19 protein-coding genes, 1 tRNA gene and 1 other annotated feature are annotated in these 19424 nt (G+C 49.3%); of the genes, 19 read left to right on the forward strand and 1 reads right to left on the reverse strand.

All coding sequences use genetic code 11. The features are described from left to right. Positions 1 to 129 precede the first annotated feature (129 nt). From rpsU to ileS, 14 genes are all read left to right on the forward strand, one after another. A complete protein-coding gene (rpsU, locus tag QZV31_RS04225) occupies positions 130 to 306 on the forward strand; it encodes a 30S ribosomal protein S21 (RefSeq protein ID WP_093730635.1) in 177 nt (58 codons plus the stop codon). 15 nt (positions 307 to 321) lie between these two features. Continuing rightward, a complete protein-coding gene (locus QZV31_RS04230) occupies positions 322 to 777 on the forward strand; it encodes a GatB/YqeY domain-containing protein (RefSeq protein WP_295358449.1) in 456 nt (151 codons plus the stop codon). 196 nt (positions 778 to 973) lie between these two features. Next, complete coding sequence (gene floA, locus QZV31_RS04235; RefSeq protein WP_295358450.1) at positions 974 to 1954, forward strand: flotillin-like protein FloA; 981 nt, start codon at positions 974 to 976, stop codon at positions 1952 to 1954. Between the two features lie 89 nt (positions 1955 to 2043). Further along, positions 2044 to 2658, forward strand: a complete 615-nt coding sequence (locus tag QZV31_RS04240) for a hypothetical protein (RefSeq protein WP_295358452.1) — start codon at positions 2044 to 2046, stop codon at positions 2656 to 2658. Further along, the gene (locus QZV31_RS04245) at positions 2658 to 4142 is read left to right on the forward strand and encodes a phosphate--AMP phosphotransferase (RefSeq protein ID WP_295358454.1); all 1485 of its coding nucleotides are present in this window, start codon (positions 2658 to 2660) and stop codon (positions 4140 to 4142) included. Before QZV31_RS04240 ends, QZV31_RS04245 begins: the two co-directional genes overlap by 1 nt. A 117-nt stretch (positions 4143 to 4259) precedes the next feature. Then, positions 4260 to 5981 carry a radical SAM protein gene (locus QZV31_RS04250; protein WP_295358455.1) on the forward strand — a complete coding sequence of 574 codons (1722 nt, stop codon included), beginning with the start codon at positions 4260 to 4262 and terminating at the stop codon, positions 5979 to 5981. A 33-nt stretch (positions 5982 to 6014) separates the two neighbouring features. After that, positions 6015 to 6824: a peptidoglycan editing factor PgeF gene (pgeF, locus tag QZV31_RS04255; RefSeq protein WP_295358457.1), complete on the forward strand. Its 810-nt coding sequence runs from the start codon at positions 6015 to 6017 to the stop codon at positions 6822 to 6824. A 207-nt stretch (positions 6825 to 7031) separates the two neighbouring features. Next, complete coding sequence (locus tag QZV31_RS04260) at positions 7032 to 7733, forward strand: YggS family pyridoxal phosphate-dependent enzyme (RefSeq protein ID WP_295358459.1); 702 nt, start codon at positions 7032 to 7034, stop codon at positions 7731 to 7733. Positions 7734 to 7862: 129 nt separating this feature from the next. Then, complete coding sequence (locus QZV31_RS04265; RefSeq protein ID WP_295358461.1) at positions 7863 to 8444, forward strand: cell division protein SepF; 582 nt, start codon at positions 7863 to 7865, stop codon at positions 8442 to 8444. After that, entirely contained in the window at positions 8429 to 9256 is an 828-nt protein-coding gene (proC, locus tag QZV31_RS04270) for a pyrroline-5-carboxylate reductase (protein WP_295358463.1), read from the forward strand. The genes QZV31_RS04265 and proC overlap by 16 nt, the downstream gene beginning before the upstream one ends. Positions 9257 to 9258: 2 nt before the next feature. After that, positions 9259 to 10044, forward strand: coding sequence for a YlmH/Sll1252 family protein (locus tag QZV31_RS04275; protein WP_295358465.1), 786 nt, complete (start codon positions 9259 to 9261; stop codon positions 10042 to 10044). A gap of 101 nt (positions 10045 to 10145) precedes the next feature. Further along, positions 10146 to 11798 carry a DivIVA domain-containing protein gene (locus tag QZV31_RS04280; RefSeq protein WP_295358467.1) on the forward strand — a complete coding sequence of 551 codons (1653 nt, stop codon included), beginning with the start codon at positions 10146 to 10148 and terminating at the stop codon, positions 11796 to 11798. A 1-nt stretch (position 11799) separates the two neighbouring features. Continuing rightward, entirely contained in the window at positions 11800 to 12486 is a 687-nt protein-coding gene (locus tag QZV31_RS04285; protein ID WP_295358468.1) for a histidine phosphatase family protein, read from the forward strand. 54 nt (positions 12487 to 12540) lie between these two features. Continuing rightward, positions 12541 to 12764 (forward strand) — a binding site (T-box leader). Positions 12765 to 12838: 74 nt separating this feature from the next. After that, a complete protein-coding gene (ileS, locus tag QZV31_RS04290; RefSeq protein ID WP_295358470.1) occupies positions 12839 to 15628 on the forward strand; it encodes an isoleucine--tRNA ligase in 2790 nt (929 codons plus the stop codon). A 238-nt stretch (positions 15629 to 15866) separates the two neighbouring features. On the opposite strand, the gene QZV31_RS04295 is transcribed toward ileS, so the two are convergent. Then, positions 15867 to 16112 (reverse strand): hypothetical protein, encoded by a 246-nt coding sequence (locus QZV31_RS04295; RefSeq protein WP_093730622.1) that lies wholly within the window; start codon positions 16110 to 16112, stop codon positions 15867 to 15869. Between the two features lie 201 nt (positions 16113 to 16313). Here QZV31_RS04295 and QZV31_RS04300 point away from each other — a divergent pair, with 201 nt between their 5' ends. From QZV31_RS04300 to QZV31_RS04320, 5 genes are all read left to right on the forward strand, one after another. Further along, positions 16314 to 16817: a PaaI family thioesterase gene (locus QZV31_RS04300; RefSeq protein ID WP_093730621.1), complete on the forward strand. Its 504-nt coding sequence runs from the start codon at positions 16314 to 16316 to the stop codon at positions 16815 to 16817. A gap of 14 nt (positions 16818 to 16831) precedes the next feature. Continuing rightward, on the forward strand, positions 16832 to 17695 hold the full coding sequence (locus tag QZV31_RS04305) for an aminotransferase class IV (protein WP_295358473.1): 864 nt from the start codon (positions 16832 to 16834) through the stop codon (positions 17693 to 17695). Then, positions 17692 to 18210: a hypothetical protein gene (locus QZV31_RS04310; protein ID WP_295358476.1), complete on the forward strand. Its 519-nt coding sequence runs from the start codon at positions 17692 to 17694 to the stop codon at positions 18208 to 18210. Before QZV31_RS04305 ends, QZV31_RS04310 begins: the two co-directional genes overlap by 4 nt. A gap of 59 nt (positions 18211 to 18269) precedes the next feature. Then, positions 18270 to 18356, forward strand: a tRNA-Leu gene (locus tag QZV31_RS04315). 235 nt (positions 18357 to 18591) lie between these two features. Further along, on the forward strand, positions 18592 to 19245 hold the full coding sequence (locus tag QZV31_RS04320; RefSeq protein WP_295358478.1) for an SH3 domain-containing protein: 654 nt from the start codon (positions 18592 to 18594) through the stop codon (positions 19243 to 19245). Positions 19246 to 19424 lie beyond the last annotated feature (179 nt).

Below are 19424 nucleotides of genomic sequence, written 5' to 3' on the forward strand. Positions count from 1 at the left end.
GATTTGTTGACAGATTCTGCCATTTGCGATATAATCTACTGGTAAAATTGTGTGCAGGTGTTTTATGACACCTGTGCGTAATGAAATAAATGGAACACTTCCCTAAGTGTGTGGAGGGAGGGAGATCAGATGGCAGAAGTTAAAGTTGGCAAGGGCGAGTCCCTGGAAAGCGCGCTGCGCCGTTTCAAACGTGCGACCCAGAAGGCTGGCATTCTTTCCGAAGTAAGAAAACGCGAACACTACGAAAAACCCAGCGTTGCGCGTAAGAAAAAATCCGAAGCAGCCAGAAAACGTAAATCCAGATAATTGGAGGCGGGTCGGATGACCACAAAAGAAAAACTGTTGGCTGATATGAAGCAGGCGATGAAGGACAGAGAAGCGGGCAAGCTTCGTCTCGAAGTGATCCGTATGGTTCGGTCCGACATCCGCAATGCGGAAATCAACGGAAAAAACAAAGAAGAGCTTACTGAAAATGAAGTTTTAGCCGTAATCATGAAAGCGGTCAAGATGCGGGAAGATTCCCTGGCTGAATTCATCAAAGGAAAACGCGAGGATTTGATTGAACAGACCGAGAAGGAACTGGAAATCCTGAAAGCGTATCTGCCGGCGGCTATGAGCGATGAAGAATTGACGGCGATTATTAAAGAAGCAATTGCTTCTGTCGGCGCGACAGGTCCGAAAGAAATGGGCAAAGTCATGAAAGCGGTGATGCCCCGGGTACAGGGCCGGGCCGATGGCAAGCGCATCAATACAATCGTGAAAAACTTATTACAGTAAACAACGAATAACAGTGTCGAAAGGCACTGTTATTTTTTTGGAAAAATTCGTGAATTCTATGTGGAAAATGACATTTTTTGTGGCGTCCGGGCTGATATCATAGTATAATAATAGCTAAAGAATTCCTGTTTATTAATAGCAAACGTGTACGGTTTTGCGAAGCCTTTTCCTGATAGTAAAAATTGGAGGAATTATTATGTCAAAATTATTCGTGGGCGGCAGCGCCAGCCTTTTTCTGATTATAATCGGCGTGTTCATCTTTCTGCAGTTTGTGCCGGTGGGACTTTGGATTTCGGCCATATCCGCAGGTGTCAGCATCAGCATTTTCAATCTGGTGGGGATGCGGCTGCGCCGGGTGCCGCCGGATAAAATCGTGCTTCCTCTGATCAAAGCAAACAAGGCAGGCCTTCATGTGAATTCCGATCAGCTGGAAGCCCATTACCTGGCAGGGGGTAACGTGGACCGGGTCATCGATGCCCTGATTGCGGCGCATCGGGCAGCCATTAACCTTACCTTTGAACGGGCCTGCGCCATTGATCTGGCCGGCCGCGACGTGCTGGAAGCGGTACAGATGAGCGTTAACCCGAAAGTCATTGAAACGCCGGTCGTTGGCGCGGTGGCGAAAAACGGTATCGAATTGCGGGTTAAAGCGCGGGTTACCGTGCGCGCCAACATTGAACGACTGGTTGGCGGCGCCGGGGAAGCGACTGTAATCGCCCGCGTCGGGGAAGGCATCGTTTCCACGGTAGGTTCTTCGGAAATGCACACCGATGTGCTGGAATCACCGGAACATATTTCCAAAACGGTTTTGGATAAAGGGCTGGACGAAGGCACTGCCTTTGAGATTCTGTCCATTGATATTGCGGATGTTGACGTGGGACGTAACATCGGCGCGGCCCTGATGACCGATCAGGCGGAAGCTGACAAACGCATCGCCCAGGCGAAAGCGGAACAGCGTCGTGCCATGGCAGTTGCCAAGGAACAGGAGATGAAAGCTTACACCCAGGAGATGAAGGCCAAGGTCGTGGAAGCGGAAGCCAAAGTGCCGGAAGCCATGGCGGATGCATTGCGGCAGGGGAATCTGGGCGTGATGGATTATTACCGTATGAACAATATCAACGCGGATACCCAGATGCGAAAGGCTATTTCCGGGACGGACACGCCGGAAGAAGTGTAATGAGAGGATGCGAAGCAGAGTTGTTGCAAGTGTTAGGCAACGGTATTCGTATTGTCAGAGTTGTCAGGTAATGTTTCAGGAGCTTTACCATGTTTTTTAACCGAAATTATATTCCGGCTGTTCCCATTCGGGAGGAGCAGCGCCTTTCGGAAGAAGAGGAACTGGCGAGACAGTTGAAACGGGAAGCCAGGATTTTTTTCCCGGACAGGAAGCTTCCGGATTTTGATACGCCAGACCTGCCGGATCTTCCCAAAGACCAGCAGGAAGCGGATACCGCACCGTCGTCGGATTCGGTCTTTGGACAGAAGTCGCAGTTTCCGGAAAGAGGACGCGGAAGACAAATGCCGGAACCGCGTGATACTGTGCCGGATTCGGAAGAACGATCAGTGGTTTTGAAGGATCACGATGTAATCTGTCGGGAAGAGGACAGCATGTGGCGCAAACCGGATGGAACCTTTTCTCATCATGAAGTTGAAGCCGCGCGGGAGGAAGCGGAACAGATTGCAAAAAACAGACAACGGTTGCAAACCAGCGGACAAAGCAATTTACAGCTGGCTGAAAATGAAATCGGGTTACAAATGGGGGGAACGAGCCAAAGTGTTCAGCCCCGCTTAAATAAACAGGACGTAAAACGGGGCATCCGCTTACAGGTCATACTGGATAAGCCCCGGGGTATTATGCCTTGGAAGGGGGATATTTTCTAATGTTAAACAAAGTAAATCTCGATGCAAAATTGAAAAAATCAGACCTGAAAAAGCTGTTGGACGAGAAACTGGGCTATGAACTGGGTAAAGCACAGCGTGCGGCAAGAGATGCAGGCATGCCGGTGATCATGGTCTTTGAAGGCTGGCGTCATTCCCGCCGCAGCGAAATCGTCGGGAAGATGATGCAGTATATGGATGCCCGCGGATTCCGGGTTTTCACTTCCACAAGAATTACGGAGCAGGAGAGGCAACAGCCTTTCTTTACCACGTTTTGGAAACGACTTCCGCCTCCGGGGAATATCTTTGTTTACCGTCACAGCTGGTACTACCTGAAAAATGATATTGAAGTAAAGAATGAAGCAAAATCCACCCGGGTTACTTTTGATCAGATCAACGCGTTTGAAAAGATGCTGACAGACGGACATTATTGCCTGCTGAAATTCTTCGTTCATGTTTCGGAAAAGCAGCAGGAAAAAAATAAGAAAGCCATCATTAAGGAAACGGGCAAGGCCTGGAAACCTGTCCATGAAATTTATACCGAAGAAGGGAACTATGACAAGTTCTACAAACGGTATGACGAGATGCTGAAGGCTACCGACACGGAGAATGCTCCCTGGAACCTGATCAGCGGGGATGACGTGGACGTGGCGGAATACGAAATTTTCAATGCAGTAGTGGATGGCATCAACAAAGCGGTAAAGGCGTTTACCACATATAAAGAAGCGCAGCGCCTGTCCACGAATGTCAGCGACAGCAAGCGCAAGTATGATATTCTCAGCAAAGTGGATTTAAGCAAGGATGTTTCCAAGGACGAATATAAGGAGAAGCTGAACGAATATCAGAAACGGCTCCGGGAATTGCAGGTAGAAGCGTTCAACAAAGGCATAGCCACGATTCTCGCATTTGAAGGCTGGGACGCCGGCGGCAAAGGCGGCGCCATCAAACGTGTAGCGGAATCGTTGGATCCGTTGGACTTCAGCGTGCACCCATACTCTGCGCCCAATCAGGTTGAAAGGTTGTTCCATTATATGTGGCGGTTCTGGTTCAACATTCCCGAACCGGGACATATTGCCCTGTTTGATCGCACCTGGTACGGGCGGGTCATGGTAGAACGCATTGAAAAAATTACGCCGGACGTGGACTGGCGCCGGGCTTACGATGAAATCAACGAAACGGAAAAAGAGTGGGCGGACGCCAACATAGTTGTCCTGAAATTCTGGCTCCAGATTGATAAGGACGAACAGGCCCGCCGGTTCAAAGAACGGGAGAACAATCCGGAAAAACTGTGGAAGATTACCGACGAAGACTGGCGCAACCGGGCCAAGTGGGCGGAATATGAAGAGGCTGTCAACGAAATGCTGGGCCGCACCAATACGGACTACGCGCCCTGGATTATTGTGGAAGCCAACAGCAAGTATTACGCGCGGCTGAAAGTGTTGAAGACCATCATCGACGCGTTGGAGAAAAAGCTGAAAGCAAAATAAGGATTTGTACATGAATCAGAAGGCAAGGGAAGACGTGAGCAATCGGTTTCGGATTTGCGAAGTTTTTCCTTTGCCATCAGAAATTATGGATAGTTGCATTGAAGTGAGGTCAGTTGTTTGAGCTGGAATCTGCAAAAAGAGATTAAGGAAATCCTTGCAACAGAAATCGGAACCCAGATATTTGCCCCGGGGCGAAGAACCCCGGTGGCTTTTTTATACCCGAATACCTACCATCTGGGAATGTCCAATCTGGGCCTGCATATTTTGTACCAGATCCTGAACCGGGACGGCTGGGCCTGTGAACGTGTTTTCCTTCCGGAAGAAAGGAAGCGGGAGGAGTATGCCAAAACGAAAACAGCCCTGTTTTCCATGGAGACCCAGCGACCTTTGGCAGATTTTCCGTATATCTGTGCCACCCTCTCCTTTGAGATGGATTACCTTAATTTTCTGATTCAGCTGCAGATGGGGCACATTAAACTGCTCTCAGAAGAACGGGGAGAAAAGGATCCCTTTGTCATCATCGGCGGTCCCTGCGCCACCTTTAATCCGGAACCGCTGGCAGATTTTGCAGATTTTGTGGTCATCGGCGAAGGGGAGGAGACGCTGCCGAAACTGCTGCGGCTTTTGGAACAGCTTCGTATGGAAAAGAAAACGCGCAGGGAAAAGCTGCTGGCAGCGGCACAACTGCCCGGCGTGTATGTTCCGCAGTTTTATGCGCCGAAATATGATGAGACCGGTTCTGTGATTGTCATGGAACGGATGGAAACAGTACCGGAAAAAATCAGCCGACAGTGGGTAAAAGATTTGGATGCCTATCCCCATACTTCGGCAATCGTTTCCCCTTATACGGAATTTGCCAACATGTTTATTGTGGAAGTGGCCCGGGGCTGCGGGAGGCATTGCCGGTTCTGCATGGCGGGCTACTGTTTCCGCAGACCCCGTAACCGCAATCTGGATCTGCTGCTGCAGGATATCCGGCGGCGTCCGGAGCAGACGGCCAAAGTGGGACTGATGGGAGCCGCGGTGTCCGATTACCCGGACATGGAACCGTTGACAAGGACATTGGAGGAAGAACAAATACCTTTTTCCTGTGCATCCCTGCGGGCCGATTCTCTGGACCTGCCCCTGGTGGAGGCGCTGGCCGGAAGCGGGCAGCGTACCATGACGGTAGCGCCGGAAGCGGGCAGTGTCCGGATGCGTGCGGCTATCAACAAAGGAATTACGGAAGAGCATATCTATCAGGCAATGGAGTATGCTGCACGAGCCGGGATGCCAAACATCAAGTTATATTTTATGATTGGTCTTCCGGGAGAAGCTGACGATGATATTAATGAGATGATCGAACTGGTGCACCGTGTGCGCAGCCGAATGGACGAACTGGGACATAAAGGCGACCTGATCCTTTCCGTCAATGCCTTTATTCCCAAACCTTTTACACCGTATCAGTGGTCACCGCTGGAAGATATAAAAGTTTTGAAACGCAGAGTTAAGATGCTGCAAAACGGCTTCAAAAAGGACAAGCGTATCCGCCTGCTTACTGAGTCGTTGAAAGAGACGGTGTTACAGGCTGTCCTAGCACGGGGAAACAGACAGATTGGTAACGTTTTACTCTGGGCGGCAGAAAACCGGACGGGATTGAAAGAAGCCTTTCAGTTCCATCAGATACGGACGGAAGAGATGGCCTGCTGTGAAATCCGGACAGAGGCAATCCTGCCATGGGATCATCTGGACATGGGTGTAACCAAAGCATACCTGTTAAAAGAAATGGAAAATTCCCAAAAGGGAAGGTTTACGCCGGGCTGTTTCGAAGGCTGTAAACGTTGTGGGGTTTGCAAATAAAAAATAAAATTTATATCTGAAAGAGGAAAATGGATGCAAAACGATTTCATGTTGACGTCACATAATAATATCTGGTTCGGATACTTTGACCGCTTTGAACAGGCCGGTTTCACCACCGCCTGTTCCTGTCGGCTGCATGGGGAAAGCGACGTGGTTCCCGGTACGCTGAACATGGCGTTGCATGTAGGAGACAATCCTCAAAAAGTTCTTCGCAACCGGCAAAAATTTGCGGCGGCGATCGGTGTAAAACCGGAACGGTTTACTACCTGTGCCCAGGTACATGGAAGCCATGTGCAGGTGATTACGGAAGATAGGATTGGCAGCGGCGCGTTGTCTTTTGCCGATACGATTCCGGAAACGGATGCGCTGATCACCAATCTGGCAGATGTACCTCTGCTGTTGTTTTATGCAGATTGCGTTCCGGTTCTGCTGGCAGATCCCAAAACGGGAGCTATCGGTCTGGCACATGCAGGCTGGCGGGGAACTGCAGCGCAGATTGCAAAGAAAACGGTGGCTGCCATGCAGAAGGCTTTTGGCGTTCAGCCGGAAAATCTGCTGGCGGCCATCGGTCCTTCCATCGGCGACTGCTGTTATGAAGTGGATGACGTTGTGGGAATCCAAATGCAGGAATACGCAAGCTGCTTTACAGAAAAATGTAACGGGAAATACTGGCTGGACCTTTGGCAGGTCAACCGGCAGCAGTTGATGGAAGTGGGTGTCGCTCTTTCTAACATTTCAACCGCCGGCGTCTGTACCAATCATAACCCTGAATTGTTTTGCTCCTATCGTTATGAGAATGGAAAAACGGGACGCATGGGCGTTTGCCTGTGCCGGAAAGAGTGAAACGCAGGGTTGTATCAGTTCACCTGTAAGGTTCGATTTCAGAGCCTGATACAGTTCATTTTTACTTGCTGAAAATCTGCTTTTCTGTTATGCTTTATTGTGGTATAATTTCTATTATTTATGTAAGTTGATTTTTGATACATTTTTAATATATTAAATTCGAAAATCGAAAATCAGAAATATTGATTTATAAAGAGGGTTTGTTTTATGTTGGCAGATAATCTGCATAACGTGAAGGAAACGATTGCATCGGCATTGGCACGACGTACTGAGCGGAAAGAGACCGGCGATGAGGTTTGTCTGGTTGCCGTCACGAAAAATCATCCGGCTGCTGTGGTAACGGAAATACAGTCGCTGGGTGTTGGGAATATCGGTGAGAACCGGGTTCAGGAAGCCCGGGAAAAACAGCAACAGGTAGGACATCCGGGAAAGTGGCACCTGATTGGTCATCTGCAGACCAATAAGGCAAAACAGGCTGTGGATTTTTTTGATCTGATCGAATCTGCGGACAGCGAGCATTTGTTGCGGGCGCTGGAAAAGGAAGCCGCGAAGCAGGGCAAAGTCATGGATGTGCTGCTGCAGATCAATGTGGCTCGGGAACCGCAAAAGACCGGTTTTTTGCCGGAAGACTATGAGGCTGTATTGCCGTTGCTGGATTCGTTTCCCCATATCAGGGTAAGAGGTATTATGGTCATCGCGCCCAATACACCGGATCAAACCGTATTGCATTCTGTGTTCCGGCAGGGTTACGATTATTTTTGCAAGTTGAAACGGCAGCGTAAGGATATCGATTTCCTTTCCATGGGTATGACCAGTGATTATGCGATTGCCGTGGAAGAGGGGGCTAACATGGTGCGTGTGGGTACTGCACTGTTTGGTGCCAGGGATTACAATAATCGGGGGTACTGATTCGGAGACAACCTGACTTCTTTTACCACCTGTACCACAGGGATGCTGGCCCGGGGTTCCGGGCGGCAGCATCGTAAGCATAGCACATGTAATATGACATTTGAGCATAAATATACAAGGAGACGCAACATGGGGAAAAAGAAATTTTTAGAACGTATTTCGGACGCGTTAGGCTTATATGATCCGGATGATCCGAATCGCGAGATGGATGAGGAAGAGGACGACGAAGAAGAGGAAGAAGTAGTGGAGAAACCGGCAAAGAGAGGTTTCCCGAAAGCAGTCCGCCAGGCTCCTGTTCCGGTAGCAAAAGAAGAACCGGAATCTGTTCCTGCGGATAAAGAAGCAAAAGGAAAAAAGCCGGGTCTGTTGTCACGGATGCGGAATAGCAAAAAAGAAAACCGTACAATTCAGATGAAGACAACGACAGAGGTCCGGGTAGTAGTCATTGAACCCACCAGCTTTGATGATTCCCAAAAAGTGGCAGATTTCCTGCGGAACGACCAGCCGGTGGTGGTAAACTTTGAAACAACGGAACCTGCTGTACGGAAACGTATGACAGACTTTATCAGCGGAACGATTTACGCGTTAAACGGTACGGTCCGGACAATTGGACCGAATATTCTGGTCTGTGCGCCACGTAATGTGGATATTGACGCAGAGGCCGAGGTGTATAACGGAGAAAGAGGGGGATCCCCGTGGCCGAAAAACTGAATTTGCACAAGCTTGCTTTTATCGGCGGCGGAGCTATGGGTGAGGCGATCATAAAAGGAATTACCGGCGCCGGGCTGATGGATCCGGCGGCGATCTTTGTGGGAGCACATCGGCAGGAACGCGCGGATTATCTGCACGAAACGTATGGCGTAACCGGACTCGTTGATAATTGTGAAGCGGTAAAAGATGCAGACATGGTCGTATTGGCAATCAAACCGCAGATGGTGGACAGTGTGCTTCGCGGCGCGCTGGTTTCCGCTGTTCCTGCAAAAGCAGTCATCCTTTCCATCATGGGTTCTGTGACGATTGAAAAGATTGCCGGGATATTCAACGGGCATCCCGTGATCCGTACCATGCCCAACACACCGCTGGCAGTGGGGGCCGGCATGACGGCCATCGCGCCCGGTACCGGGGTGAGTGAAGAAGCGGTGAAAACAGCGGAGCAGATTTTTGGCTGCTGCGGAGAAACGCTGCGGATTCTGGAAAAGGATATTGAAGCAGTTACGGCGGTCTCAGGCTGCGGGCCGGGATATGTATATGTGATGATCGACGCGCTGGCGGATGCAGGCGTGATGGCCGGACTGCCCAGGGCGGCAGCCATCAAACTGGCGGCTCAGACGTTTGCCGGTTCGGGTAAAATGGTACTGGAGACGGGGAAGCATCCCGCTGTACTGCGCGACATGGTGACATCGCCCGGCGGTACTACCATCGCCGGTATCAAAGCACTGGAAAACGGTGCGGTGCGCGGCGCTCTGTACAACGCGGTTCAGGCGGTTCTGGACCGAAGTGAAGAGTTAAAGGGAAACAAATAGGCATGGCAGACAGAGATAAAATATTACGTTACTTCAAAGCAAGCGGGGATGAAGAACTGGCGGCGCGGTTGGTGGATCTGGCAGAAGCGGCCCGGAAAACAGCCAGGTACAAGGTCAGCGAGTTTCTGGATCCCCATGGCAGAAATGTGGCGGAAATCGTGGCGGCAAATTTTGAAGGCATTCGTCTGGAATCGGATGGCGGGTTTGCCAACGCGGAAAGATCCAGGATTGCGTTTGTGGCAGAGGATTTTTACAGTACACCGGATTTTGGACTGGTCTGCTATCTCGCTTCCTGGGATAAGCGGTATTATACATTAGGTCACAGGGATATCTTGGGCGCGTTCATGGGCATGGGCTGCGAGCGCGAAATCATGGGGGATATCGTACTGGTGCCGGAAGGCGCCCAGTTTGTGGCGGACAAATCGTTTGCTAACTATATTGAAAGCAATCTGTGCCAAATCGGTGCGGCCCATGTGAGTCTGCAGCAGATTGGCAGAGAGGAATTGAAGGAAAAGGAAGAAAAAGTTAAAATTATTTCGGCTACTGTAGCAGCATTGCGGCTGGACGCGGTGGCGGCAGCGGGATATGGCATCAGCCGTTCCCGGATGGCAGAGGAGATTAAAAGCCAGAACGTGAAGCTGAACTGGAAAGAAGCAAAGAGTGCATCCCAAACTGTAGCAGAGGGCGATGTAATGTCATTTCGCGGACGGGGCCGGGTGGAGCTTTCCGAAATTCGCGGTACTACAAAAAAAGGACGCTGCGCGATTACGCTGAAGCGGTATATATAACTGTTGTGATGAGATTTGCATGGCACTGCCATGATTATCAATACAGATTGGACAATGTGATCTGGTAAAGATTATTCAGTATTTTAGCAGGAGGAATAAATATGCTGACACCATTGGATGTAAATGGGAAAACTTTTTCCAAAAGTTTTCGCGGTTATGACACCGACGAAGTTAACCAGTTCTTTTCGAAGGTTTCCAAAGAATATGAACGGTTATATCAGGATAATGTGGAATTAAAGGATTCTGTAGAACGGGTCAGCGCCAAGCTGGAGTATTATCAGCGGATGGAAAGCACCATGCAGAGCACGCTGGTAGTTGCGCAGGAAGCTGCGGATGAAGTAAAGAAAAACAGTCAGCAGAAAGCGGAAGTGCTTACAAAAGAAACGGAACTGGCATGTAATAAGCAAAAGGATACGGTTGCTGCATTTTGTAATAAACTGCGGGCTGATACTGAAGCGGAAATCACCCGCATGAAATCCGAGGCGGAGGCGTATTCGGAGGAGGTTCGGAAGCAGGCGGATGCCTATGCAGTCAAGACCCGGGCTGAAGCAGACGATTACGGAAAGTCCACCCGTACGGACGCAGACTCCTATGCGATGGGGCTGCGCAGCAAAACGGATTCCAGCACCAGCAAGCTGCGGGAAGAGGCCCAGTCTTTTGTGGAAAAGATGAAGAGCCTAGCTGAAATTGAAGTAGCTAAAATGAAAGTGGCGGCGCAGGACAGTTGTAAGTCGCAACTGGCAGACAGCAGGGAGCAGGCCCGTACCCTGACAGCAGAGGCTTCGGCTCATGCCAATCAGGTGATGGCGGATGCAAACCAGCAATCCCAGAATATTGTGGCAAAAGCGACGCAAAAGGCCAATGAAATGATTGCCAGGGCTCAGAAACAGTCTCAGGATATGATTGCGGAAGCGACACAGAAATCCCGCCAGATGATTTCGGAAGCTACGGAACAGAGCCGTACGATGATACATGAGGCAACCGAGCGGAGCCAGAAGATGGTCTTTGTGGCAGAAACAAAAGCGGCGGCGGCCATAGATACCTACAGCACAATGATCAACAAGGCCAATTCCCAGAGCAAACAATTTAAAAGCCTGCTTCAGTCTCAACTGGCATTGTATGAGAATTTTGACGCTGATTTTGCCGTGGATCAAATGGTACAGGCAAAATTGCAGGCTGTGAAAAAAGCGGAACCGGTTCTGGAAACAAAAGCAGAAGATGTGGCAGCCAAAGCAGAAGATGTGGCAGCTAAAACAGAAGCTGATGTGGCAGCTAAAACAGAAGCTGATGTGGCAGGTGTTGACACTGAGGTGACGGAGAGTCGTGAGGAACCTGTACGTGATGTTGAACCACAGGACGTTGCACCGCAGGATATTGCGAAAACAGAAAATGTTTCAAAAACGGAGCAAGAACCGGTAAAGGATGCTGCCGAACCGGATCGTGTAGAGGAGCAGAGTGTTGAAAAGAATAAGGAAGAATCCGTAGAGCCTGAAAATTTGAATGCTGCCGATAAAGTGACTGAAAACTCTCCCAGACCTTTGTTTTCACGTTTCAGACCTCGCAATTCCGTAGTCTTTAATCGGAACGGTTTTCCGCGTAAGAACGCGGATCTGCGTGTTGCGTTGAGCGAGCTGCAAAAATCAGCGGAAACAAAGTCCCCAAGCAGCGATGCAAATCCGGAATCCGCAGGGGAGACCGGTATAACGGAATCTCAGACCGTTGATCCGAAACCAGAGGAGAATAAGGAATCCTGATATGATCATTCTTGTACGACACGGTGAGGCGACACACCATACGGAGCATTTTACCGGCGGTTGGACGGATTCGAACCTGACGGATAAAGGGCGCAGGCAGATCGAGGCGGCCGCAGAAAAACTGGCGAAGGATTTTTCGGGCAAGATGCCGCGCTTTCGGATTCTGTGCAGCGATTTGAAACGGGCCCATGAATCGGCGGTTATCTTTGCAGAAAAACTGGGCATAGAAAAAGTAGAGGACTTTGCGTTCCTCCGGGAAAAGAATAACGGAGAAGCAGCGGGACTGAAGGAAAGTGAAGCGAGGAGCATCTACTGTCCGCCTCCTACGTTAAAGGAACTGGATCACCGGAATTATCCCGGAGGAGAGACAAGGCGTGAGTTTTTCCGGCGTTCTGTGGACGGACTGCATGAAGCGGCTGACTGGGATAAGGAAAATCTGATCATCATCTCCCATAAGGGGACGATACAGAATATTATCTTCGACTGGCTGGGGATGGACATTGAGGACGTGAACCGTCTGAATTTTTCGGTGGATATTCTGCCTTCCAGTTTGTCCGTGCTGGGTATCAATAAATGGAAGGAACATGCCATATTCCGTCTGAACGACCTGTCTCATTTACAGGCACAGGAAGGATACGGCATCCATAAATTTAAGCTGGGCGGTATTGACGCGCTTTATCAAAAGTAGTAAAATAGCTTCATTACAGGCGCGGTTCTATTGCGTCGGATAAAAGCATAGTTGATAATAGCTAAGAAAAAGACAGTAACCTGCAGAAAAGGTAAAGCGAACCGGGGAGGGTGGAAGCCCGGACGAGTATTTCGGCAGTGTGAATATCACTTTGGAGCAGCCGGCTGAACAAAATAGTAAGCATGGACGGATTGGCGCACGTTATCGCGCTGAACGAGTGGCAGAAGATTTCTGTCATGAGGGTGGTACCACGGGTTAAGTATAGTCTCGTCCCTTTTTGGACGAGACTTGTTTTTTTATACGGGAAAATTAGTTTTTTCCTTGCACAGAAACAAATCAGGAGGAGAAAAAAGTGGATTACAGTAAAACTCTGAATTTACCGGAAACCGAGTTTCCAATGCGGGGAAACCTGCCGAAACGTGAACCGGAATTTTTAAAATTCTGGGAAGAAAACAAGATTTATGAAAAGAAACAGAAACTGCATGAAGGGCATACCAAATGGGTTCTCCATGACGGACCTCCTTATGCCAACGGTCATATCCACATGGGGCATGCGCTGAATAAAGTATTGAAAGATATCATCATTAAATATAAATATGCCAAGGGCTATGATACTCCGTATATTCCCGGCTGGGATACGCACGGCATGCCGATTGAACATGCCTGTCTCAACGCTATGGGTGTGGACCGTCACAGCATGACGGCGCTGGACCTCCGGGCAAAATGTGATGCCTACGCCCATGAGTTTGTTGATATCCAGCGGGAAGAATTCAAACGGCTGGGCGTGCTGGGCGACTGGGATCATCCCTATCTGACTCTGCAGCATTCTTTTGAAGCGGAACAGATTCGCGTATTTGGCGCCATGGCCAATAAGGGTTACATTTATAAAGGACTGAAACCGGTTTACTGGTGCCCCCATTGCGAAACAGCATTGGCGGAAGCAGAAATTGAATATGCAGACCAGAAGACGCCGACCATTTATGTCAAATTCCCTCTGACCAAAGACAATGGCAAGACTCCGGAAGGCGTGAACGGCCGGCCGGTTTATGTTGTAATCTGGACCACCACGCCCTGGACTATTCCCGGCAACATGGCGGTCACCCTGCATCCTGATTTTGAGTATTCCTTTGTGGAAAACGGCGACGAAGTGTTGTTCATGGCCAGCGAGCTGGTCAATAATGTAGCGGCGGAAGCCGGTCTGACCCTGGGCAACGTGCTGGGCACGGTAAAGGGCCGTGAAATGGAATTTGCGGAATGTGAGCATCCGTTCCCGGAATACAATCATCGTAAATCCATGATTTGTCTGGCAGACTATGTTGACCTGGAAACCGGTACCGGCTGTGTACATACGGCCGGCGGTCACGGCGACGTGGACTACCTGACCTGCCTGAAATACAATGTACCTATTGTCTGCCCCGTAGACGAACAGGGCAAGATGACGGCGGAAGCCGGCGAGCGCTTTAAAGGCCTGTTTGTGTTTGACGCCAATGTACCGATCCTGAAATACCTGGCGGAACTGGGATTCCTGTTGGGTAAAAAGAATATCCATCACCAGTACGCCCATTGCTGGCGTTGCAAGAACCCCATCATCTACCGGGCTACCGAGCAGTGGTTTGCTTCCGTGGACGGATTCCGCGATGCGGCCCTGCATGCGATTCATAATGAAGTAAAATGGATTCCCGCCTGGGGCGAACCCCGTATCCATAACATGGTGGCAGACCGTCACGACTGGTGTATCAGCCGTCAACGCGTCTGGGGCGTACCGATTCCCATCTTCTATTGTGAAGAATGCAACGAGCCGTTGGTTAATGAAGCGACGATTGAAAAAATTGCCAATATTTTTGAAGAAGAGGGCAGTGATGCCTGGTGGAAATATGAAGCGGACCAGCTGCTGCCGGAAGGGACGAAATGTCCCAAGTGCGGTCACACCCATTTCCGGAAGGAAAAAGATATCATGGATGTGTGGTTCGATTCCGGGTCCAGCCATATGGGTGTCATGACCAAACGTCCGGAACTGGAATGGCCCTGCGCCATGTATCTGGAAGGCAGCGACCAGCATCGCGGCTGGTTCCAGTCTTCCCTGCTGACATCTGTGGCAGTGACCGGGCATGCACCGTATCATTCTGTACTGACCCACGGGTATGTAGTAGACGGTGAAGGCCGCAAGATGTCCAAGTCTGTGGGTAACGTGATTGCGCCTCAGGATATTATCAAGCAGTATGGCGCGGATATCGTCCGGTTGTGGGTGGCTTCGGCCGATTACAAGCAAGATATCCGTATCTCCAAAGAGATTCTGAAACAGCTGTCGGATGCGTATCGCAAGATTCGCAATACCATCCGCTACATTATGGGCAACACCAATGATTTTGATTATGCAACGGACAAAGTGGCCTTTGCCGATATGCAGGAACTGGACCAGTGGGCGCTGATGCGTCTGCAGCAGCTGAAAAAAGAAGTGGAAGCTGCCTATGAAGCATATGATTTCCATGTGCTGTTCCATGCCGTTCATAATTTCTGCACGGTAGAAATGTCCAGCTTCTATCTGGATATCATTAAGGATCGTCTGTATGTATCCAGACCGGATGATCCGGCCCGCCGCAGTGCCCAGACTGCCATGTATGAGATTCTGAACGATCTGATCGTCATGCTGTCCCCGGTGCTGAGCTTTACCATGGAAGAAGTATGGCAGTTCATGAAGAAACCGGCCAATGCGCCGGAATCCGTACAAATGCTTCCCTGGCCGGAAGTGAAGACGGAGTACATGGATGAAGCGCTGGAAACAAAATACGATAATTTCATTGTGATTCGCAGTGAAGTGACAAAAGTGCTGGAAGGCCATCGCCAGAACAAGACCATCGGTAATTCCCTGGAGGCCAAAGTAGTGCTGTATGCGGAAGGGGAAGCCCTGGAGATTCTGAAGTCTGTGGAAAAAGACCTGCCTACGCTGATTATTGTTTCCCAGGTGGAAGTACATGAAGGCGCCGCGGAAGGTGAAGAAGCTACCGGACGCAATGACCTGAAAGTAACCGTAAAGCCGGCTGACGGTCATAAGTGTGAACGCTGCTGGACTTACAGCGAGAGCGTAGGACAGAATGCAGCCCATCCGGACCTGTGCGACCGCTGCGCGGCAGTGGTGGGATAAAATTGTTGCGCGTTTGGCGAAAAGAATCGTTGCGTAACATGAAAACACCTGTATCTGCAAAATCGGATACAGGTGTTTATTTGTAAATAGAGAAAACGCCCGCGCATATCCCGGAAAGGCTTGCCCCATCGAAAAACTTTAGGCGGCGACAGCAAGTTTTCTGGATGCCGCCGTAGTTTCGCGGGGGAGGGTGGGAGATGCGCGGGCGTTTTGACTTAAAAAAATATGGCGCGGTTTATCAGTCCCAGCGATTCAGAATATCTTCAATAATCTGCTTTTCGGATTTTCGCTTTTTCTTCTGTTGTGTACGGAAATTGTTGTCTTCTTTGCCGGTGGAGTAGTCGGCGTAATCGAAATCATCGTAGCCTTTATCATAGCTGCGATTATAATCGCCGTGTCCATCGTCGCAGGAAAGAGGGAAAAATAAAAAAGGGCTGGGTGAGGTGTTGCTGTCGTTACTGGCGTATAAAACAAATTGATTCATTGTGATATGTTCTCCTTACAATTTTATAAAACGGTTTGCATCTTCAGATAACAGATGAGATAAAAAAGTACGCATAACGTATTATGGCTTTCATTACATAATTATATCATAAATTGACAAAAGCGACGTAACGTAATAAGATTAAAAAAGTATGAAACGAAAGAATGCTTTAAGCAGTTTTGGGAATGGGAGAGAAGCAGTATGAAAGAACAGGAACAGAAGCATAACGGATTTCCGCCTTCCAACCTGCCGCGGGATCCGGAGACGGGATATTTTCTGGACGTTCCCGCGCGCATCCGGGAAATTTATAAGCACAATTGCTTTATGTCGGATTTTTTCCACATCAGCATTGATGAGATTTATTGCGGTGGCGCCCAGGTCAGCCTGCATATTGAACATGACAAGCATGCCAACCACCGGAATGTAACCCATGGCGGCGTGTTGACGGCGCTGGCAGATTCCGTACTGGGAGTGACCGGCGCTTCTGTCGGAGAAGCTGTAGTAACTGTAAACTTTTCTATGGATTTCATCAGTAACGTAAGTATGGACGGCACAGTGCGAATGATCAGCAACATCAAACATCACGGCCGGACTACCATGGTCATCGTAGGTGAGATGTATGACAACAAAAACCGCCTGCTGGCCACCATGATGGCATCCATGGTGAATGTAGATAAAATTGAAGGAATACCCAGCAAGTGGTAATAACGGAGGCTCACATGAAAACCAATCTGATTTTAATCAATAATGATATTGTGGATGCAGAAGAAATCAATGTGCATCCTTTTAACCGGGGTCATCAGTTCGGGGACGGCGTGTATGAAATTGTCCCCGTCTATAATGGAAAGGCCCTGCATGCGGAAATGCATATGGAAAACCTGCTGAATGCGCTGGTGCAGATTAAGGTTCCCGGCTTCTATATGGTAGAAGAAATGGTAGAATTTACAAGCCGGATGATCGAAGCGGCTGAAGTGACTGACGGTCTGCTCTATACGCAGGTGACCCGTGGAATCGGACCGTATGAGCTGGATTTTCCGGAACAGTGTGAACCGGAACTGATCATGCAGGCTGTGCCGCTGAACCGGGACACGCTGGCGGAACAGAGAAAGACCGGCGTAAACCTGATTACAGTTCCGGACGAACGGGCTGTCAAGTGTGAACTGAATACATTGAACCGTCTGCCGGAAATTTTGGCGAAGAACAAAGCCCGCATCGGGAAATGCTATGATGCGTTGTTTGTGCGGGACGAAAAAATAACGGAAGCAACCGAAGCTGCGTTTATGATTGTGAAAGATGAACTGCTTTGGACGTATCCCATGAAGCTTGGCAGTGTACATCAAAATGTGACACGGCAGCTGGTTAAAGAAAAACTGGCGGCGACGCTGGACATGCAGGTAATCGAAAAAGCATTTACTAAAGAGTTTGCGCTGGAAGCGGAAGAAGCGTTCCTGTGCGGTTATCGCTGCGAAATCATGCCGGTAGCAAAAATTGACCGGAGACCGGTGGCAGATGGCAAACCGGGTAAAGTAACCCTTCAGTTGCAGACGGCTTTTGAAGAGTATATTCGGGAACAGACGAAATGACAGATCCGCAACGTAACCGTGCGCTGGTGCGGGCTGCGCTGTGTCTGGCCATCGCGGTTGTGGTACAGGCTCTGCGGGTATTCCTGCCATTGCCGCCCATCGCATCCATGCTGCTGATCGGTACAGTGGTGAACCTCTGTCTGTGCTTCGCGGTATGGGGGAGTGGGATCCTGTATGCGGGAATTATCTGCCTGCTCCTTCCGGTTTTCGCATTCTTACAGGGGCATTTGCCCGTATTGCCGATGGTGGCAGTGGTGTTTTTGGGAAATCTGGTGTTTTGCGTTGTAGTACAGCAGAAAAAACGGTGGAAGCATTATGTGTTTGCGCCATTGCTGAAAGCGGTAACGCTGTGGTCCTGTACGGGTATCGTGTGCAACCTGTTCCGGCTGCCACAGCAGGCAAAGTATCTGCTGCAGGTTTCCATGGGGATTCCCCAGTGGACAACGGCGCTGCTGGGTGTTATTGCTGCTGCGTTTTTGTGGGAACGGCTGCGGAAGAGCGGAAGCATATTGTAAAAAACCCATTGACAAACCGAAACACCAATGATAATATAGTTTTGTTCCGTTTTTTACGTGCCGCTGTGGCGGAATTGGCAGACGCACTTGACTCAAAATCAAGCGCCTTTGCGGGCGTGCCGGTTCGACTCCGGCCAGCGGCACCAAATATTAATAAATGTGAGAAGATCATCCTGATGGGATGGTCTTTTTTTGTGCAGCAAAAAGAAAAGCTGTATGGACATGTTACCGGTAGAACGGCTCTTTGGATTACCTGTTCTAAAATATTTTGCGGATGCAATGCAAAAATAACAGGTGCTTATGGTATAATACAATATATTAGTTTATGAATAGTTAATAACGTTGATTTCAATAACATGGATTGTCTGATGGAGGGATAACATGAAAAAGCTTATCCTGGTAATGGCATTGTTTGTCACAGTGTTTATGAATGGACTGACTGCAGAAGCATTTCCCAAGGGGCAGCAGGCGGTGGTTGGACAGACATATTTTATTACCGGCCGTAATGTGTGGATCCGGGACGAGCCAAACACAAATATTGCCCCTGTGGCAGCGTATCGGTTTGGGGAACCGGTCAGACTTCTGGAAGTGAAAGGGAACTGGGCCCGTGTAAAAATGGTCAACGGCTGGGAACGGTATGCACATATTGATTATGTCGGCACCCAGGAGGTTTTACTGAGTAAAATGAAAGCATCAACGGAATGTATGATGGAACTGGACCGGATCTATGATGACGTAGAACGGTTGATGGAATCCATGTATCCGAACGGTCCTGATGCAAAGGCGCCGACCCCTGCGGAACGCAAGACTTCCTGCGCAAAACTGACAGACCGGCTGAATGCGATGCGAAAATTGCTGGAAGGTACTGTTATGCCGGGTGAAGTCCGAAATGAAATTCGTTCCCTGACGAATAAAGTGGAAACTCTCATAGGTTTTCTGAATGAGTGGGAACATGGAGGAGAAGCCAAATATACGCCTTATTTCCTTGAGAAATTTATGCCGGAATATGACCGGATCGGTGAATTGTATCGGTAAAAAGAATGAATTTTGAGGAAGACTGCGGTTTATATCGCAGTCTTTCCATTTAATCAGCGTCTCCTTAAAATAAATATGAAAAAACTATTCACAGATTACGTGTTTTTAGATACAATAATATAATAGGCAAAAGTTTTAAAAAAATCAGTTGCTTCACCCTGGCAGAAAATAGCAAGTCT

Source organism: uncultured Succiniclasticum sp. (assembly GCF_902793885.1).
Lineage (GTDB): Bacteria > Bacillota > Negativicutes > Acidaminococcales > Acidaminococcaceae > Succiniclasticum.

What these genes read in the sequence shown, in the direction of transcription:
- rpsU (WP_093730635.1), top strand. Translation starts at nt 130, where the DNA reads ATGGCAGAAGTTAAAGTTGGCAAGGGCGAGTCCCTGGAAAGCGCGCTG.
- QZV31_RS04230 (WP_295358449.1), top strand. Translation starts at nt 322, where the DNA reads ATGACCACAAAAGAAAAACTGTTGGCTGATATGAAGCAGGCGATGAAG.
- floA (WP_295358450.1), top strand. Translation starts at nt 974, where the DNA reads ATGTCAAAATTATTCGTGGGCGGCAGCGCCAGCCTTTTTCTGATTATA.
- QZV31_RS04240 (WP_295358452.1), top strand. Translation starts at nt 2,044, where the DNA reads ATGTTTTTTAACCGAAATTATATTCCGGCTGTTCCCATTCGGGAGGAG.
- QZV31_RS04245 (WP_295358454.1), top strand. Translation starts at nt 2,658, where the DNA reads ATGTTAAACAAAGTAAATCTCGATGCAAAATTGAAAAAATCAGACCTG.
- pgeF (WP_295358457.1), top strand. Translation starts at nt 6,015, where the DNA reads ATGCAAAACGATTTCATGTTGACGTCACATAATAATATCTGGTTCGGA.
- QZV31_RS04260 (WP_295358459.1), top strand. Translation starts at nt 7,032, where the DNA reads ATGTTGGCAGATAATCTGCATAACGTGAAGGAAACGATTGCATCGGCA.
- QZV31_RS04265 (WP_295358461.1), top strand. Translation starts at nt 7,863, where the DNA reads ATGGGGAAAAAGAAATTTTTAGAACGTATTTCGGACGCGTTAGGCTTA.
- QZV31_RS04275 (WP_295358465.1), top strand. Translation starts at nt 9,259, where the DNA reads ATGGCAGACAGAGATAAAATATTACGTTACTTCAAAGCAAGCGGGGAT.
- QZV31_RS04280 (WP_295358467.1), top strand. Translation starts at nt 10,146, where the DNA reads ATGCTGACACCATTGGATGTAAATGGGAAAACTTTTTCCAAAAGTTTT.
- QZV31_RS04285 (WP_295358468.1), top strand. Translation starts at nt 11,800, where the DNA reads ATGATCATTCTTGTACGACACGGTGAGGCGACACACCATACGGAGCAT.
- QZV31_RS04295 (WP_093730622.1), bottom strand. Translation starts at nt 16,112, where the DNA reads ATGAATCAATTTGTTTTATACGCCAGTAACGACAGCAACACCTCACCC.
- QZV31_RS04300 (WP_093730621.1), top strand. Translation starts at nt 16,314, where the DNA reads ATGAAAGAACAGGAACAGAAGCATAACGGATTTCCGCCTTCCAACCTG.
- QZV31_RS04305 (WP_295358473.1), top strand. Translation starts at nt 16,832, where the DNA reads ATGAAAACCAATCTGATTTTAATCAATAATGATATTGTGGATGCAGAA.
- QZV31_RS04310 (WP_295358476.1), top strand. Translation starts at nt 17,692, where the DNA reads ATGACAGATCCGCAACGTAACCGTGCGCTGGTGCGGGCTGCGCTGTGT.
- QZV31_RS04320 (WP_295358478.1), top strand. Translation starts at nt 18,592, where the DNA reads ATGAAAAAGCTTATCCTGGTAATGGCATTGTTTGTCACAGTGTTTATG.